This is a genomic window from Marinilactibacillus psychrotolerans, from assembly GCF_900101525.1.
In the GTDB taxonomy this organism is placed as follows: domain Bacteria; phylum Bacillota; class Bacilli; order Lactobacillales; family Carnobacteriaceae_A; genus Marinilactibacillus; species Marinilactibacillus psychrotolerans.
The window spans coordinates 1-16,268 of record NZ_FMZD01000027.1; the positions used below are offsets into that span (position 1 = coordinate 1).

The following is a 16,268-nucleotide window of genomic DNA, read 5'->3' on the forward strand; positions in this document are numbered from 1 at the left end:
CTACGTGAAAATTCAACGGTCCCAAAGGTAAATTGCATCGTACGCTTTCTTACACTATCTATCTCGTACCCTTGATCTTTGTATGATTGAATACACTTTTTATCTAAACGCTCCATGCATTCTTGAAAGCATTCCTCCGCTTTTTGTCTGAAAAGCTCCTCAAATAAGATTTCTGCCTCTAAAAGTGTATTCGACTCTTCTAATATTCCCATCATTTGTGCTATAATTTCCATCGTAAAGAAGACCTCTTTCTCTCTAGTTTCCGCAAATTCTAGATTAAGGGTCTTCTTTCTTTTTGTCTACCCTATTTTTTTCCATTTCCTACATAAACTTTACACATAGTATTTTTCTTTAATAATTCTTCTATTTCATTTTCCATAAGAATCAAGCTACTTTCTCCCAATCCCCAAATATCTTCATCAGTTATTTCATTGTCATCTTCCATATATGTACTCCTTCATTCGAATGTTTGTTCCGTATATGATATATTATAGGAACGCACGTTCGAATAATCAAGCGAAAGGAGGAAGGTTATGAATAATTATTTTGATCAAACAATAAAAACGCAAGCTGATTTAGATGAATACAAAGACTTTCAAGTATGGATGAACAAAGTATTAAATGAGTCAATATCTGATATTATATACGCTGTAAAAGAAGGAGAAGAGGGAATGCAGAAAGGACATAAAAAAATCGAGATGTTCAAGCAGATTCAATAGCAGGTAATGAGGCAGACCGAGTTTTCACTTGCTGCGTTCATTAAGTATAGAGAAGTAAAGTAATTATTTTAGGCAGTATATGAGGTAACCAATTAAACTATAATTCAAACTATTCGAATATAAATAAAGAAAAAACCATTAAAAAAATCTTATTTTTTCGATTATATACTTTTGTGAAAATAATGACTATAATATTTTTATGAAAGGGGAGAGGAAATATGGCTGCTAACGCATTAGCAGGTTTGTTTACTGGGGGAATCGGTACTTTTATTGCTGTAGTAAGTGGAGGAGTAGCTGCTGTTAAGTCAGGCAATCAAATACTCAAAGCAATGAACCGCGGGAAAGCGCATTTCTATAAATTATGATAGATAAAATTATCATTGGGTTTCTTATGATATCTGTACCATTGTATCTAATGAGACAAGTATTTGTAAAGAAAACTCTTAATCCAAAGCTTAGATTCATTCTCTTAATTCTTTTAACTATTAGCTTTCTTATGGCAGTATTGACAACTATAAACCTAATTATTTAGGACAAGTCAAATACTGATATAACATAAAAAAATTGGGATTATACAAAATAGATTTCTCTAATATATAGACTTTATAAGAAGAGTTAGTAATATGAGAATAGTTTTGAGAGTAAATTTAAAGTAGATATAAAATCACAAAGCTGATTCAACTAGAAGAGAAGAAGTAAGAGCAGATTAAGTTCTGCTCTTTTTTAGTTTCTTCATTATATACATATTATTTTATGAAAGATACAAACAATGCTGAATTACTGGTTTTAAAAATGGGGCAGAGATATTCAATATTTATGTAATCTCATGATATTTAGAGAAAATAAAAAAGCCACAAACGCCGATATAACGGCGTTTGTGACATCTTGTGATTTCTGTGTTTTATACGCGTTCAACTTTACCTGATTTCAAAGCACGTGCAGATACCCATACTTTTTTAGGTTGTCCATCAACCATAATACGTACTTTTTGCAAGTTCGCAGCAAAACGACGTTTAGATTTATTGTTAGCGTGTGAGCGGTTATTTCCGCTTCTAGCTTTACGTCCAGTTACAAAACATTCTTTAGCCATAATTAACTCTCCTCCTTTACGCAATAGCTTCTACGTTAAAAGAAGCTAACTCATACTTATATAAGATACCACATACAGGATAAACACGCAAGAAAATAATTATATTCATTCAAGTAATGAACCTTGACAGCTAAATAGATATATTACCTATACTATAAACTTACAAAATAGGTATTGTCTTTCATTATAAAACGCGATATGCTAAAATATGTTTGAGTATATATTATGAAATCATGAAAATTAATCAAAAGATAAGTTGAGATCATGAGAATTTGAATAGAGAGGGGAAAATCATTAATGACAGTAAATCTTAAAAATGAACTCGGTAATGTTGAAATCTCTAATGAGGTAATTGCTACTGTAGTTGGCGGAGCGGCAACAGAAAATTTCGGTATAGTAGGAATGGCAAGTCGGAAACAAGTACGTGATGGACTGATTGAGATTTTGAATCGTGAGAATTATTCTCGAGGAATTGTGGTCAGACAGGAAGATGAAGATATTGTAATCGATGTCTATATCATTGTAAGCTATGGGACTAAGATTTCGGAAGTATCAAAGAACGTTCAAGAACGAGTCATGTACCAGCTGGAAGCAAATTTAGGCTTGAAAGCTAAATCTGTCAATGTATTTGTACAAGGCGTGCGTGTGTAATACTATTATACCAAAGCTGCAGTTCGATTGTGGCAAGGGAGGAACTCATTAAAGTGGAAGTATTAAATTTAACATCTGAAGAATTCAAAGGTATGATCTCGGCTGGTCGTATGCGATTAGACGAAAATACTGAATATGTAAATTCATTAAACGTATTCCCTGTTCCCGATGGAGATACAGGGACAAACATGAACCTGTCTTTTACTAGTGGAGCAAAAGCAGTAAAAGAGACAGATAGTGATCATCTGGGAGAAATAGCTCAGGCCTTAGCCAAAGGATTATTAATGGGAGCTAGAGGGAATTCGGGCGTAATATTATCTCAATTATTCCGTGGATTTGGAAAATCTGTTAAAGAGCTTGAATCCATTGATGCCAATCAATTTGCGGCTGCTTTTAAAAATGGTGTAGACTCTGCTTATAATGCTGTGATGAAACCAGTTGAAGGAACGATTTTAACAGTTGCAAGGGAATCAGCTAAAGCAGGTACAAAAAAAGCAAAAGAAACAGATAATGTTATAGAAGTTATGGAAGCGATATTAGCTGCAGCCAAGAAATCATTGAAGAAAACGCCTGATTTATTACCAGTTCTTAAAGAAGTTGGCGTTGTAGACAGCGGTGGTCAAGGATTAGTATATGTATATGAAGGTTTTTTATCTTCTCTTACAGGAGAAGTGCCAAAAGAAGAAACACCAGAACTTGATGAATTAGTACGTGCAGAACATCACCGTGGGGAAGTACATGAACATGTACATACAGAAGATATTACCTACGGATATTGTACTGAAATTATGGTACGTATTGGTGAAGGTGAAACGGTTGAAGATACCTTTGACTATGATGAGTTTAGAAATTACCTGGATAAGTTAGGTGATTCCTTATTAGTAGTTGCTGATGATGAAGTTATCAAGGTTCATGTTCATACAGAGCGTCCAGGTGAAGTAATGAATTACGGGCAGAAATTCGGATCTTTAATGAAGATTAAAGTTGACAATATGCGAGAACAGCATTCAGCTTTATCAGCTGATAAAAAAGCTGAAACAAAAGAGGTTGCTGTGATTGCTGTTGCAGCTGGAGAAGGCATTAAGCGGTTATTTGAGAGTCTAGGTGTTGATTATGTTCTTCAAGGTGGACAAACAATGAATCCTAGTACAGAAGATATTATTAAAGCTATGAAAAAAGTCCCTGCCAAGCACTATATCATTCTTCCAAACAACAAGAATATTTTCATGGCAGCTGAACAAGCTGCGAAAGTTTCTGAAGTAGATACAGTTGTAGTGGAAACTAAGACAATTCAACAAGGACTAACGTCAATGCTAGGGTTTAATGCGACTCATGATTTAAACTCCAATAAAGAAAGTATGACTGTTGAAATAGAAGCAGTAACATCAGGTCAAGTAACTTTTGCAGTCAGAGATACTGAAATTAATGGTGTATCAATTAAAAAAGATGATTATATGGGAATCATTGATGGAGATATCAAAGTAACGAACAGTGATATCAAAAAAGTAACAATAGATATGATTGATCAAATGATTAACGATGATAGCGAAATTCTTACACTTCTTTATGGTGAAGATGGGACAGAATCTGATGCTGAAGAAATTGGAAAAGCGATAGAAGAAAAGTATGATGATATTGAAGTAGAAATACATGAAGGCGGTCAGCCAGTCTATCCATATCTTGTTTCTGTTGAATAATATAATTGAATTAGTATAAATCTAAAAGGGGGAATAGGTGAAATAACGAAGGAATCTTTGTTGTTTTATCTATTCCTTTCTGATTATTCAATCTAATAGAGAAAGGAGGAGATTAGGTATGACTGAAAAAAGTATCTATGACTCAATTACTACCCTTTCAGGTGTTGGTTCAAAAAGAGTTATAGCTTTAAAAGAACTCGGTATTGAAACGGTTTATGATCTATTAACTTATTATCCGTTCAGATATGAAGATTTAACAGTGAAATCAATTGAAGAGATAGAAGATAAAGAAAAAGTTGTATTAAGAGGACCACTAATATCAGATCCAGTAGTGAATCATTTCGGAAGAGGAAAGAACCGTTTAGCATTTAGAATGAATGTCGAACATGTTATTGTACCAGTTACTTTTTTTAATCAGGCTTATTTAAAAAACCAATTACATGCTGGAGAAGAAGTAGCTATCTTTGGAAAATGGGATGCACTTAAAATGCAGCTAAGTGGAATCAAAATATTAAGCAGTACATTGAGCGATAAAGAAGAAAATAAGGAACCTGTTTATCATACTTCAAAACATATAAAACAAGCGACGTTAGTAAAATTGATTAAGCAGTCTTGGGATAACTATTACGATTATATTCCTGAAATGATCCCTGCTGGCATACGAAAAAAATACGATTTAGTTTCACATAAAGAATCTATAAGAATGATGCATTTCCCAAAAGAAGAAAACGAGATGGAACAAGCTAGAAGAGCTATTATATTTCTTGAATTTTTTATTTATCAGCTTCAGATGCTGTGGTTAAGAAAGCAACATAAGATGTTAGATCGAGGAAATAAGGTAGATTATAAGGTAGATTTATTAAGAAGCTTTTTTAAGTCTCTGCCGTATGAATTGACCAGATCACAGAAAAAAGTAGTTAATGAAATCTGCAAGGATTTAAAATTACCTATTCAAATGTACCGTTTACTTCAAGGGGACGTCGGGAGTGGTAAAACTGTAGTAGCAGCTGCAGCAATATTTGCTGCCTGGACTGCAGGTCTGCAGTCTACACTGATGGCACCAACAGAAATCTTGGCTACTCAACATATGGAAAGCCTTTCGGAAATGTTTGAATCACAAGGTTTGAAAGTTGAATTACTGACGGGCTCTACTAAAAATGCTAAAAGAAAAGAAATACTTGAGTATTTGGCAACCGGAAGAATTCATGCATTAATTGGAACACATGCTTTGATACAAGAAGATGTAGAATTTAATAAATTAGGCCTTGTGATCACAGATGAACAACATCGATTTGGTGTTAATCAAAGAAAGACATTAAGAGAAAAAGGGAATCATCCAGATGTTTTATTTATGACAGCGACTCCTATACCAAGGACGTTAGCAATCAGTGCATTCGGTGAAATGGATGTTTCTGTTATTGATGAGTTACCCCCTGGAAGAGAACCTGTAGCAACTCACTGGATTAGACCGAAACAATTTACTCAGATGCTCCCTTTTATGAATAAAGAATTATCAAATGGTTCTCAGGTATATGTAATCAGTCCACTAATAGAGGAATCCGAGTTAATGGATTTGCAGAATGCAACTGATCTATATAGAACTTATGCTGCTCAGTTTGAATCGAAGTATAAAGTTGGATTATTGCATGGAAAAATGACAAATACAGAAAAAGAGTCCATAATGGAACAGTTCAAACGAAATGAAGTGCAGATCCTAGTATCTACTACAGTAATTGAAGTTGGGGTTAACGTTCCAAATGCTACACTAATGATTATTCATGATGCAGATCGATTTGGATTAGCACAACTCCATCAATTAAGAGGGCGAGTAGGAAGAGGAAAGAAAGAATCTTATTGTATCCTAATTGCTGATCCAAAAGGTGAAACTGGTGCTCAGCGAATGGAAATCCTAACGCAAACGAATGATGGATTTGAACTCAGTGAAAAAGATCTTGAAATGAGAGGTCCAGGAGAAATTTTTGGAAAAAAACAGTCAGGGCTTCCTGACTTTAAAGTAGCTGATATAGTAGAGGATTTTCATATTTTAGAAAGTGCCCGTAATGAAGCTGCACAAATACTAGCGACTACTGATTTTTTTGAATCAAAAGAGTATGCTTTAATAAGAAAAGAAGTAGGAATTGATGAACAAGCTAGATATGCATTTTTAGATTGATTTATAAAACAACACTTCAGGAGGAAGAAGAATGAGAATAGCAGTAGACGCTATGGGCGGAGATAATGCACCCCAAGCGATAGTAGAAGGAAGTATAAAAGCAGCAAAAGAATTTAAAGATATCACAATTGTCTTGTATGGCAAGCAGCATATGATTAAAAAATATATTAATGAAGAACTGGAAAATATTGAAATTGTTCATACAGATGAAAAAATAGAAAGTGAGGATGATCCTGTACGCTCTATTAGACGAAAAAAAGATGCTTCTATGGTCATGGCTGCGAAATCAGTTAAAGACCAAGAAAATGATGCTTTATTTTCAGCTGGAAATACAGGAGCATTGTTAGCCTCAGGAACTCTAATAATTGGAAGAGTAAAAGGAATTGATCGACCAGGATTATTAGCTACTATGCCTGTTATGGCAGATAAACAAGATGCTTTTAATTTGTTAGATGTTGGTGCTAATGCTGATAGCAAACCTAGCAACATCAATCAATATGCTACACTTGGAACTTATTATGCTAAGTTCGTCAGAGGAATCGACAATCCTCGTGTGGGATTATTAAATAATGGTACTGAAGAGAATAAAGGAAATGAAGTAACAAAAGAAGCCTATAAACTCTTAAAACAAAATGAGGCAATTAACTTTATAGGAAACGTTGAATCAAGGGAATTACTAAATGGAATTGCTGATGTCGTAGTAGCTGATGGGTTTACTGGAAATGCTGTATTGAAAACAATTGAAGGAACTGCTCTATCAATGGTTAAGCTCATTAAAGATTCAATTTTGAATAATGGATTAAAAGCTAAAATGGGCGGTTTACTATTAAAAGATAGCTTATCCAATTTGAAAGATGTATTGGATTATTCTAAGCATGGCGGTGCTGTTCTTTTAGGATTAAAAGCACCAGTGGTTAAAACTCATGGATCTGCCACTTCAGAACCTGTATATCAAACGCTTAAACAAATTAGAGAAATGTTGTCCTCTCATGTTGTTGAAGATTTAGTCAAATATTATGATAAAGAAAAATAATAAAAGAAAAATCTTGTGTTTATTAACTTTTTTAGAAATCAGATGTTATATCTGATTATCAAACATTAGTAAAGTGGGAACTTCTGATTAGATATGGAAATAAATAGAAGAATACGCTACAATAACTTATAAGAATATTAAAAATGGGTTTGTAATAAAAAAATATTATTCCCAATTTATTAAGATGGAGGATCATAAAATGAATGAAGAAGAAATTTTTGAAAAAGTTAAAGGAATCATTGTTGAAAGATTAGGTGTTGATGAAGATAAAATTACTAGAGATACTACATTTAAAGAAGATTTAGGGGCAGATTCTCTTGATATTGTAGAGTTAGTAATGGAACTTGAAGATACCTTTGGTAATGAGATATCTGACGAAGATGCAGAAAACATTACTACTGTAGGTAAAGCTGTTGACTACATTAATAGTAATCAGTAATCAGCTTGACTATAATTAGAATGTATACATGAACAAATGTTATGGTTTATTTTTTATGACTATTTAATGAAAGACCAAAACAATACAAATATCATAAGAAAGTAAAACCCCTATTAGATCATTTGGACCTGATAGGGGTTTAATAGAATGTAATATGAATCATCTTGTTCTAGAATATTCGCTTTATTAACATTTGCTAGAAAAATATGATATGCTTGTATAAGCAAACGATGGTTATCATAGTAGGGCACATATAAATGTGGTGAAAGGAATTAAAATATGTTTTTAGCGTGGAAAGAAATCAAATTTTCAAAAACTAGATTTGCATTAATTATCGGAATTGTTTTATTAGTTTCTTATCTAGTTTCATTTTTGACGGGTCTAGCATACGGTCTTTCTCAGGAGTACAGAATGGCTATTGACAAGTGGGACGCTGATACGATCGTTCTTACATCCGAGTCGAATCAGAATTTGAATATGTCAATGATTGATCCTAGCGAACAAAAAAATATATCAGCTGACGAAACAGCTAGAATTGGGGTTAGTTCAAGCATTGTACGCCCAGAAGGTACTGAAAGTAATGATATGAATATTGATGTTAGCTTATTTGGAATTGACCCGAATGAATTTTTAACACCAAATGTTATAGAAGGAGAATTGTTTTCATCAGAAAATGAAGTTGTTGCTGATATAACATTGAAAGAAGAAGAAGGGGTAGAGATAGGAGATGTGCTCCAATTATCCGGACAAGATCGTACGGTTGAAGTAAGTGGCTTTACAGATAATGCCAGATTTAGTGTAGCACCTGTTTTATATGCTGATTTAGATACATATCAGCATATTCGCTTTGATTCAAATGAAAATAGTGGAGATTTCCCTGTAAATGCTATAGTGATTAGAGATAGTCAATCTGCTGAGGGACTTAATATCAATAATAAGGAACTGGAAGCATATCCTATCAATGATTTTATAAGTAGTCTACCGGGATATAATGCTCAAGTATTGACATTTGGATTAATGATTGGATTCTTAGTTGTTATAGCTGCATTGGTTGTGGGTATATTTATATATGTATTGACCTTGCAGAAAACTTCAATGTTGGGCGTGATGAAAGCTCAAGGAATCTCTACAAATTATATTGCCAAATCTGTTTTGGCTCAAACATTTTTACTGGCTGTAATAGGAGTGATGGTGGGGTTTGGATTAACGATATTAACAGGCGTATTCTTGCCGGCAGCCGTACCTTATCAGAATAATTATCTTTTCTTGATAGCCACAAGTGCAGCATTAATTATATTTGCTTTATTAGGTGCTGTTTTTTCTGTTAGAACTGTAGCGAAAATTGATCCACTAGAAGCGATAGAGTAGGTGAAATAGATGAAGTCAATTGAATTAAAACAAGTTAGAAAGAGTTTTAAAGATGGTAGTAAGACAATAGAGGCATTAAAACCAACAGATTTTTCAGTCAATCCAGGAGAATTTGTTGCAGTCATTGGTCCCAGTGGTTCTGGGAAAAGTACATTTCTCACAATTATCGGTGGACTGCAGCAACCAAGTGAAGGAAATGTTTTCATTAATGATGATAAGTTTAGTGAATTGAAAGAAAAACAGCGAGCGCAACGTAGGTTTAAAGATATTGGATTTATCTTACAGGCGTCGAATTTAGTCCCATTTTTAACAGTTCAAGAACAGTTGAAATTAGTCAATAAAGTTGAGAAATCAAAAATTGATAAAAATAGAATCCAAGATTTATTACAAGAGTTAGATATTTATGATCTTGCTGATAAATACCCTGGTGAATTATCTGGAGGAGAAAGACAAAGGGCAGCCATTGCTAGAGCACTTTATCATGATCCAACAGTTATTTTAGCGGACGAACCGACTGCAAGTTTAGATACGTCCCGAGCAATAGAAGTAGTTAAGATATTAGCTAGAGAAACAAAGGATAAGAATAAAGCGACTATCATGGTAACACATGATGAAAGGTTAACAAAATACTGTGATTCTGTTTATGTAATGGAAGATGGCGTTCTTGAAAAACAATCAATGACTGAGAAAGTAGGATCAACATGAAAAAAACGGTTAGTGTAATTGGAGCTGGTGTAGCAGGATTAGCAAGTGCAATTCGCTTGCAGCATGTTGGATATGATGTAACATTATACGAAAAAGAAGCCATCCCTGGTGGTAAAATGAACCAAGTGAAACAAGATGGTTACACTTTTGATATGGGACCTAGTCTTGTGATGATGCCTGATATTTACAAAGAGATTTTTGAACTAGCGGGAAGGAACCCTGATGATTACATACCGATGCAGAGAGTCGATCCCATGTATTCTGCTTTCTTTGGTGATGAAGAAATTAGTGTTTCTTCTGATTTGACTAAAATTACAGAAGAAATGGAAAATATCAGTGATAAAGATATGGCGGGATTTTTATCCTATCTAAAGGATATATACGAACGTTATATTGTTGCAAAAAATCACTTTATTCAAAGACCATTTCGAAATGCTACAGATTTTTATAATCCTAAAATGATATACCAAGCTTTGAAATTAAAAACATTTGATAGTGCTAACCATTCTATTGGGAAATATATAAAAGATAAAAGATTACAGCAAATATTAAGTTTTCAGACTTTATACATTGGGGTTTCACCTAATAATGGCCCTTCACTTTATACTATTATACCTATGATTGAATATTTGTATGGTATCTGGTTTATCGAAGGTGGAATGCATACGATGGCTAGTGGAATGGAAAAATTATTTTTAGAACTAGGTGGAAAAGTAAACTATAATTCACCGGTTGATGAGATACTCATTGAAAATCAGGAAGCTAAAGGAATAAAAATTCATAACGAAACTATTTTATCTGATTTTGTAATGTGTAATGCGGATTTCCCGTATGCAATCAAAAATCTGGTTAAAGATGTAAAAGCAAAAGGGAAATATACAGACAAAAAAGTTGACAATATGAAGTATTCTTGTTCTTGTTTCATTATGTATTTAGGTATGGATAAGAAATTTGATCAGGTAAAGAATATGCATAATTTTGTATTTGCAAAAGATCTAGACGAAAACCTTGAAGATATTTTTTCAGGAGATGTACTGACTGATCCTTCTTTTTATGTGTATATGGGTTCTAAAATGGATTCAAAGCTTGCTCCGGAAGGTAAGGAAGGTCTGTATATTTTGGTTCCTGTCTCTGATCTCTCTACTTCTAAATATGACTGGAATGAAGAAACGATCCAATATTATAGAGAACGTGTCTTTATGAAATTGAAAAATACAAAAGGTTTTGAAAATATTGAAGAAGAAATTGTATCCGAATCATATATGACACCAATCGATTGGCGTGATAAATTTAATGCTTATAATGGAGCTTGTTTCGGACTGCAACCAACCTTGACGCAAAGTAACCATTTTAGACCGCAAGCAAAAGCTAAAAATTGTGAGAATCTGTATTTCACTGGAAGTAGTACACATCCTGGTGCAGGAGTACCTATAGTTTTGACTTCAGCAAAAATTGCGGTAGACGAATTATTGTTAGATGATCAAGGATAGACAATGTAAATAAAAGAAAATCCTGAAAAGACTAAGTGTCGTTTCAGGATTTTCTTTTATAATTTAAAGTAACGTGTCAGATATTCTGCTAAACCATTTTCATGATTAGTAACAGCAGTCAAATCATTTGCAATAGCTTTTAATCGCTCATTTCCGTTTTTCATTACGATTCCTTCACCAGCATATTGAATCATTTCATAGTCATTTTCTTCATCTCCGAAAGCGATGATATCTTTTTGATTAATATTATAATAAGATGCAATTCTTTCAACACCCATTGCTTTTTGTACTCCCGCTGCAACAACTTCTAGACAAGGAGATAAGCCACCCCAAGTTCTGACTTCAACTGCATTTCCATAATTTTTAATGATTCGTTCTTCAATGATCGGTTGATTCAATTGTGTATTTGTAAAAACTTCTACAGAAGTCGGATCCACCAGTAAGGTTTCAGAAGTTAATTGTCTGCTGACTTCAATTCCCTCAGGAAAGTAATCTGGGTAAGGAATGAAATCACCATGTACATAAATACCATCTCTTGATTCTGCAGCAATTAATTGAACTTCTGGATCGTCTTTTAAGGAAAGCATAGAAATAGCGAGATCTTTGCTTAAGGTTTTATGATATCCATGCTCCCATTTTTTATCTGAAGGATTATGGCACCAGGCCCCATTAAAGTTGACGATTGGGGTATCCATTTTTAATTGATTGTAATAGTAATAACTATTTCTGTATGGACGACCGGTGACAATGGAAATGAGGTGACCTTCTTTACGAAGTTTGTTTAGCACTTCTTGAGTTTCTAAAGTGATTTGTTGGGTATCATTTAAAGTGGTACCATCTAAATCAAGTGCAATTAGTTTACGATTCATTTAAAAAGCTCCTTTTAAACATTTAAATATTAGCTTCGCTAATATAAAAGTACTGTCATATGTGATAAAATAAATAAGGATATTTATCTAAGTATAACAAACTGTAAATAAAAAGTATACGTCATAGGAGTGAGTAAGATGTTTCAGATTATTCAGAAAACAATTGGAGAAGTTCCATTACTTGAAGTTGTAAAAGAGGAACTGAGAAATGAGGAATTACCAACTGTTATTTTTTACCATGGATGGACTAGCCATAAAGAATCGGTTTTAGTTCAAGGATATGAATTAGCTAAAAGAGGTATAAGAGCTATCTTACCAGAAGCATATATGCATGGCGAAAGAAGTCAATCTGCACAATCGACCCAAGATAATACAGTATTCTGGGAAGTAGTGACGCATAATCTGAAAGAAGTTAATATGATCAGAGAAAAATATATTTCTCAAAATTTATCTGATGCTGAGAAATTTGGAATTAGTGGTCTTTCTATGGGAGGAATTACAACAAGTGCTATGTTGACACAGTTTGACTGGATTCATTCAGCAGCAATTCTTATGGGAAATACTTCTCCAGTGGACTTCTCTAATTGGCTTCTTAGTTCTAAATGGACAGATGGATATGAAAATATGGACGGGCTATTGACAGAAAAAATTAAGAATCAATTAAATGCAATCTCTTTAAGCGAACAACCTGAAAAAATTGCTGGAAAATCAGTCTATTTCTGGCATGGTACAAAAGACGAGCTGGTTCCTTTTGAACAGACTAAGCAATTTATTGAACAAATCAAAGAGGAGCCGTATGCAAGAAATATTTCATTTACAATTGGTTCGGGTCATGGACATAAAGTACCATACGAAATCGCAGTATCTATGGCTGAATTTTTTAAAGATAGTTTTGAAGGATAAGTGTTAACTAACTATTACGCATATGTTATGATTATCTGAAAATCATTCATCTAAGGAGGGGAAAACTATGTCAGAAAAATCAGTTTGGTCTGAAGAGGAAATTGGAGATATTAAAAATAGAATAATGGAGAACTTAGAACAAGTGATTGATCCAGAACTAGGAATTGATATTGTTAATCTAGGACTAGTATATGAAGTTAATGTTTTTAATGGTGGATACTGTGAAGTGAAAATTACTTTAACAACTATGGGATGTCCTCTTGCTGATGTGATCACAGAAGATATTTTAAATGCCATGAAATTTGTACCAGAGATTACAGAAACGGATGTTAAACTTGTCTGGTATCCTGCATGGGATACATCAAGAATGAGTCGATATGCGCGCATTGCTTTAGGTATTCGCTAAAATTCAGTAAAGAGTTGAGTTGGTATTTACTTACTCGATTCTTTTTTATTAGGGAAAACAAAAATATAGGTATAATGAAAGGAGCTCTTTATGCCAGAATATACAACTTTAATGCAAGAAACGATTTCCAGCGCTCAAAATATTGCTAAAGTTCGATCACACCAATTAATTGATATACCGCATCTATGGAGAATCTTTTTGCAGCCAGATCATTTAGCATATAAAATATATGAGCAGATGGACATAGATCTTGATTTGTTTTTGGAAAATGTCGAAATTGAAATAGATAAGCTTCCAGTAGTTCAAGGAACGTCTATTCAATATGGTACTCAAATGTCACGTGAATTATTCCAGTTACTACAAGATGCAGAAAAGATTGCCTCTGACTTAAAGGATCTATATATTTCAGTAGACGTTGTACTGATTTCTTTGATGAGACAGATAAATCATCCACTAAAAAAATATTTAGAAAAACATGGTGTTACGGAAATAAAACTACAAGAAGTCGTATCTGAATGGAGAGGTGGAGAATCAGTGCAGAGTGCGAATCAGGAATCGACTTATCAAGCATTAGAAGCGTATGCTATTGATTTAGTCAAACAAGTTAAAGAAGGAAATCAAGATCCCATCATTGGTAGAGATGATGAAATCAGAGACGTTATTAGAATTCTTTCTCGTAAAACGAAAAACAATCCCATTTTAATTGGAGAACCTGGGGTTGGTAAAACGGCTATAATCGAAGGGCTAGCTCAAAGAATTGTACGAAACGATGTTCCAGAGAATTTGAAAAATAAGAAAATCTTTTCATTGGATATGGGTACTCTGATTGCAGGCGCAAAATATAGAGGGGAATTTGAAGAACGGTTAAAAGCTGTGCTGAAAGAAATTAAAAAAAGTGAAGGCAACATTTTATTATTTATAGATGAAATTCATACAATTGTAGGAGCTGGTAAAACAGAAGGAAGTATGGATGCAGGTAATTTACTTAAACCCATGCTTGCTAGAGGGGAACTCCATTGTATCGGTGCAACGACTATCAATGAATACCGAAACTATATGGAAAAAGATAAAGCATTAGAAAGAAGATTTCAGAAAGTAATTGTGAATGAACCATCGATTGATGAAGCAATTAGTATTTTGAGAGGTTTAAAAGAAAGATTTGAAATTCACCATGGTGTGAATATTCAAGATAATGCATTAGTAGCAGCAGTGCAACTATCTAGTCGATATATGACAAATAGATTTTTACCAGATAAAGCTATTGATTTAGTGGATGAAGCATGTGCAACAATAAGAGTAGAAATGAATTCAATGCCTAATGAATTAGATCTTCTAACGCGTAGGAAAATGCAGCTGGAGATTGAAGAACAAGCATTAAAAGAAGAAACAGATGAAAAAAGTAAAGATCGACTAGCTACCATCCAGCGCGAACTTGCGTCAATTCGTGAAGAAGTAGAAATTATGTCGATGAGATGGAATAAAGAAAAAATATCAATGCAAGATATTCAGGATAAAAAAGCTGAAATTGATCAAGCAAAACGTAAACTTGAAGAAGCAGAATCTGAGTATAATTTAGAAGAAGCAGCTAAATTAAGGCATGGAACTATTCCGTTACTTGAAAAGGAATTGGCAGAACTTGAGCAGATACATCAACAAAATAGATCATCGGAAAATAAGTTGGTTCAAGAAACCGTTACTGAAGATGAAATGGCCGAAGTTGTTGCCCGAATAACAGGTATTCCTGTAAATAGATTAGTTGAATCTGAAAGAGAAAAACTGCTTAATTTAAATGAATCTATGAAAAAACAAGTTATCGGTCAAGATAAAGCTGTTGATACTGTAACAGATGCTATTCTGCGTGCAAGAGCAGGAATACAGGATCCAAATCGTCCTTTAGGATCGTTTTTATTCTTGGGGCCAACCGGTGTGGGAAAGACTGAATTAGCTAGAACATTAGCACAAAACCTTTTTGATACACAAGATCAGATGATTCGGTTAGATATGAGTGAATACATGGAAAAACATAGTGTGTCTCGATTGATTGGTTCACCACCAGGGTATGTTGGGTACGATGAAGGTGGACAATTGACAGAAGCAGTCCGTAATAATCCCTACACAATTATTTTACTTGATGAAATTGAAAAAGCACATTCTGATGTGTTCAATATTCTTTTACAAGTACTAGATGAAGGGCGATTGACTGATTCTAAAGGACAGTTGATAGATTTCAAAAATACGGTCTTGATTTTAACTAGCAATATTGGTTCTGAATTATTACTGCAAGAGACATCTTCAGAAGGAAAAATCAATTCTAAAACAGAAGCAAAAGTAAAAGATCTATTATTTGATTCTTTCAGACCAGAATTCTTAAATCGATTAGATGATATTATTTTGTTCTCACCGATCACTAAACAAAGTATGATTAAAATTGTCGATAAGCTAGTTAGAAATCTGGAAACCAGGTTAATTGCAAGTTCATATGCACTCTATCTGACAGAAGCAGCTAAGAACTGGATAGCTGAGAAAGCTTATGATCCTGCATTTGGAGCTCGTCCAATTAAACGATATCTAACTAATGAGATAGAAACTCCAATCGCAAAAATGATTATTAGCAATACTATCAAAAAAGGACAAACGATTAAAGTTGACCTAAAAGACAATCATTTGATTTTCCAAACCACTGATATTCAGTAATTAAATAAAAGATCCTTACTGCACATTACAA

16 protein-coding genes and 1 pseudogene are annotated in these 16,268 nt (G+C 33.7%); 13 read left to right on the top strand and 4 right to left on the bottom strand.

Going from position 1 to position 16,268, the window contains the following annotated elements; genetic code table 11:
- Both BLT22_RS11115 and BLT22_RS12400 read right to left on the bottom strand, forming a co-directional pair.
- Positions 1 to 233: pseudogene (locus BLT22_RS11115) on the bottom strand (hypothetical protein); the annotation flags it as partial.
- Between the two features lie 71 nt (positions 234 to 304).
- A complete protein-coding gene (locus BLT22_RS12400; protein ID WP_176935477.1) occupies positions 305 to 445 on the bottom strand; it encodes a hypothetical protein in 141 nt (46 codons plus the stop codon).
- Between the two features lie 88 nt (positions 446 to 533).
- Between BLT22_RS12400 and BLT22_RS11120 the strand changes: the two genes are divergently transcribed.
- Complete coding sequence (locus BLT22_RS11120) at positions 534 to 719, top strand: hypothetical protein (RefSeq protein ID WP_091763306.1); 186 nt, start codon at positions 534 to 536, stop codon at positions 717 to 719.
- A gap of 218 nt (positions 720 to 937) precedes the next feature.
- Positions 938 to 1,084: a hypothetical protein gene (locus BLT22_RS12405; protein WP_176935479.1), complete on the top strand. Its 147-nt coding sequence runs from the start codon at positions 938 to 940 to the stop codon at positions 1,082 to 1,084.
- 536 nt (positions 1,085 to 1,620) lie between these two features.
- Here BLT22_RS12405 and rpmB read toward each other — a convergent pair.
- A complete protein-coding gene (gene rpmB / locus BLT22_RS11125) occupies positions 1,621 to 1,809 on the bottom strand; it encodes a 50S ribosomal protein L28 (protein ID WP_072694661.1) in 189 nt (62 codons plus the stop codon).
- A 297-nt stretch (positions 1,810 to 2,106) separates the two neighbouring features.
- Between rpmB and BLT22_RS11130 the strand changes: the two genes are divergently transcribed.
- The 8 genes from BLT22_RS11130 (at position 2,107) to BLT22_RS11165 (ending at position 11,365) form a co-directional block, all read left to right on the top strand.
- The gene (locus tag BLT22_RS11130; protein ID WP_087058546.1) at positions 2,107 to 2,460 is read left to right on the top strand and encodes an Asp23/Gls24 family envelope stress response protein; all 354 of its coding nucleotides are present in this window, start codon (positions 2,107 to 2,109) and stop codon (positions 2,458 to 2,460) included.
- 53 nt (positions 2,461 to 2,513) lie between these two features.
- The gene (locus tag BLT22_RS11135) at positions 2,514 to 4,157 is read left to right on the top strand and encodes a DAK2 domain-containing protein (RefSeq protein WP_091763308.1); all 1,644 of its coding nucleotides are present in this window, start codon (positions 2,514 to 2,516) and stop codon (positions 4,155 to 4,157) included.
- Positions 4,158 to 4,275: 118 nt separating this feature from the next.
- Positions 4,276 to 6,330, top strand: coding sequence for an ATP-dependent DNA helicase RecG (gene recG / locus BLT22_RS11140; protein ID WP_091763310.1), 2,055 nt, complete (start codon positions 4,276 to 4,278; stop codon positions 6,328 to 6,330).
- Positions 6,331 to 6,361: 31 nt separating this feature from the next.
- A complete protein-coding gene (gene plsX / locus BLT22_RS11145) occupies positions 6,362 to 7,363 on the top strand; it encodes a phosphate acyltransferase PlsX (protein WP_087058540.1) in 1,002 nt (333 codons plus the stop codon).
- Positions 7,364 to 7,562: 199 nt separating this feature from the next.
- Positions 7,563 to 7,802, top strand: a complete 240-nt coding sequence (gene acpP, locus BLT22_RS11150; RefSeq protein WP_091763312.1) for an acyl carrier protein — start codon at positions 7,563 to 7,565, stop codon at positions 7,800 to 7,802.
- Positions 7,803 to 8,081: 279 nt separating this feature from the next.
- Positions 8,082 to 9,170, top strand: a complete 1,089-nt coding sequence (locus tag BLT22_RS11155; protein ID WP_091763314.1) for an ABC transporter permease — start codon at positions 8,082 to 8,084, stop codon at positions 9,168 to 9,170.
- A 9-nt stretch (positions 9,171 to 9,179) separates the two neighbouring features.
- Positions 9,180 to 9,875, top strand: a complete 696-nt coding sequence (locus BLT22_RS11160; RefSeq protein ID WP_087058535.1) for an ABC transporter ATP-binding protein — start codon at positions 9,180 to 9,182, stop codon at positions 9,873 to 9,875.
- Complete coding sequence (locus tag BLT22_RS11165) at positions 9,872 to 11,365, top strand: phytoene desaturase family protein (RefSeq protein ID WP_091763316.1); 1,494 nt, start codon at positions 9,872 to 9,874, stop codon at positions 11,363 to 11,365. Before BLT22_RS11160 ends, BLT22_RS11165 begins: the two co-directional genes overlap by 4 nt.
- Before the next feature lie 56 nt (positions 11,366 to 11,421).
- On the opposite strand, the gene BLT22_RS11170 is transcribed toward BLT22_RS11165, so the two are convergent.
- Positions 11,422 to 12,234 (bottom strand): Cof-type HAD-IIB family hydrolase, encoded by an 813-nt coding sequence (locus BLT22_RS11170; RefSeq protein WP_091763318.1) that lies wholly within the window; start codon positions 12,232 to 12,234, stop codon positions 11,422 to 11,424.
- A 138-nt stretch (positions 12,235 to 12,372) separates the two neighbouring features.
- Here BLT22_RS11170 and BLT22_RS11175 point away from each other — a divergent pair, with 138 nt between their 5' ends.
- From BLT22_RS11175 to clpB, 3 genes are all read left to right on the top strand, one after another.
- A complete protein-coding gene (locus BLT22_RS11175) occupies positions 12,373 to 13,137 on the top strand; it encodes a dienelactone hydrolase family protein (protein ID WP_091763320.1) in 765 nt (254 codons plus the stop codon).
- Positions 13,138 to 13,204: 67 nt separating this feature from the next.
- Positions 13,205 to 13,543: a metal-sulfur cluster assembly factor gene (locus tag BLT22_RS11180; protein WP_087058527.1), complete on the top strand. Its 339-nt coding sequence runs from the start codon at positions 13,205 to 13,207 to the stop codon at positions 13,541 to 13,543.
- 90 nt (positions 13,544 to 13,633) lie between these two features.
- Positions 13,634 to 16,237, top strand: coding sequence for an ATP-dependent chaperone ClpB (clpB, locus tag BLT22_RS11185; RefSeq protein WP_091763322.1), 2,604 nt, complete (start codon positions 13,634 to 13,636; stop codon positions 16,235 to 16,237).
- Positions 16,238 to 16,268 lie beyond the last annotated feature (31 nt).